The 1,804-nt window shown below is 73.2% G+C and carries 2 protein-coding genes; one reads left to right on the forward strand and one right to left on the reverse strand.

All coding sequences use genetic code 11. The features are described 5' to 3' along the window. The coding region (locus B7767_RS31510) for a serine/threonine-protein kinase (protein WP_143652728.1) at positions 1-1,042 on the reverse strand (1,042 nt) is incomplete at its 3' end. Positions 1,043-1,523: 481 nt separating this feature from the next. Between B7767_RS31510 and B7767_RS31515 the strand changes: the two genes are divergently transcribed. Further along, positions 1,524-1,804 (forward strand): hypothetical protein (locus B7767_RS31515; RefSeq protein ID WP_143652729.1); only part of this gene is annotated, 281 nt, incomplete at its 3' end.

Below are 1,804 nucleotides of genomic sequence, written 5' to 3' on the forward strand. Positions count from 1 at the left end.
CGGCGGCGCCCGCCGGGCCGCCGGTCTGCGGCAGGACGCTGGTCGCGCCGTTGGGGTCGTAGGTGCCCGCGCCGTGCGGCAGCACCTGCGTCGGGTCGGCGTCGCCGGGCGTACCGGGTACGGGCGCGGGGGCCGGGTCGGGGGTGAGGAGCGCGCCGACGTTCTCGGCGGCGGCGATCTGCGCGGAGTTCGCGTGCACGCCGATGCCGTCGGCGACGACGCGCAGGCCGCGCGCGAGGTTCTCGGCGCTGGGCCGCTGGTCGGGGTTCTTGCGCAGGCAGCGCTCGATGACCGTCCACAGCGGGTCGGGGACCGTGGAGGGGCGGCGCGGTTCGGCGCTCAGGTGCTGGTGCAGCACTTCGAGGGCGGAGCCGCCGGAGAACGGCGGACGGCCGGTGACCAGCTCGTAGAGCAGGATGCCGGCGCCGTAGATGTCGACGGCGGAGGTCTGCGGGCGGCCCTCGGCGGACTCGGGTGCGATGTACGCGGGCGTGCCGACGAACTCGTGGGTGCGGGTCAGACCCGGGGAGTCGGCGAGGCGGGCGATGCCGAAGTCGGTCAGCATCGGGTGCATCTCGCCGCCCTGCTGCTTGAGCAGGACGTTGGCGGGCTTCAGGTCGCGGTGCACCACGCCGTCGGCGTGGCTGGCGCCGAGCGCGTCGGCGATCTGCGCGGTCAGCAGGGCGGCGGCGACGGGGGTGAAGGGGCCGTTCTCACGGAGGTGGCGGTGCAGGTCGGGGCCCTCGACGAGGTCCATGACCAGCGCCAGCAGGTCACCCTCGACGACCAGGTCGCGGACCCGGACGATGTTGGGGTGGGTGAGCCGGAGCAGGACGGACCGCTCGCGCAGGAAGCGCATCACGACGTCGGCGTCGTTGGCGAGCTCCTCCTTGAGGACCTTGATCGCGACGGTCTCGCCGGGCTGTCCGGGCACGGCCGCCTCGGCGCCCGCGGTCTCACGCTGGCGGGCTCGCCAGACGGTCCCCGTGGCGCCGCGACCGAGCGGCTCCTCGAGGAGGTACTTGCTGCCAACCGGCCGCACGTCGCGCTCCCTGCTGCTTGCTTGGCGTACACCGTGGTCCACCGTGCTACGGAATGTTCCGACCCACTGTAGTGCCGCCGCGCGGGATACCGGCTGGTCGTCCTCGACGTGATCTCACGGTGATCTCACGGTGGGTCTTACGTACCGGCTCCCGCCCGGGTTCGAAGGTCCTGAATGTTCCGAAGGAAAGACGCTCGACTCGGTCCGTTGGTTGCCGCATGCCGGACGTGACCGATCTCAAGTGGGCCCGGAACGATCATTCGCTCCCCACTGGTCAGGCACTTTTACGGGCAGAGCCGACCAATCAAGATCATTTGCTGCCGGAGGGCGGGCGCGTTGTCGGTGGCAGGTGCGAGGATGCGTGCAGTACTGGCCGTACGTGCGCGTGTGGCGGTGGGGGAAGTCCGCGGTCGGGGGATCCGCGGGGCGGTGGTGTCCCCCCGCGTCGCGGGCGCCCGCGCAGAAGGGACCGCTGACGGCGATGCAGATCCGGCTGACCGTCGTAGACCCGCTGGGCCCCTCCTCCCCCGCGCGGGAGCGGGCCGCGAGCTGCGACGTGCTGGTCACGGCGCCCGCGGGCACGGCCCTGGCCGCGGTCGCCTCCGCGCTGGCCTCGGTGGTCTCCGGTGGTGACGGCTCGTCCGGCTCACCGGTGCTGTACGCCGGTGACCAGCGGCTCGACGCCCAGCGCTGCACGCTGGGCGAGCCGCCGCTGATCGACGGCGCGGTGCTGGCCGTGGGTGCCCCCGGCGAGCCCGAGCC

Source organism: Streptomyces sp. 13-12-16 (genome assembly GCF_002114215.1).
Lineage (GTDB): Bacteria > Actinomycetota > Actinomycetes > Streptomycetales > Streptomycetaceae > Streptomyces.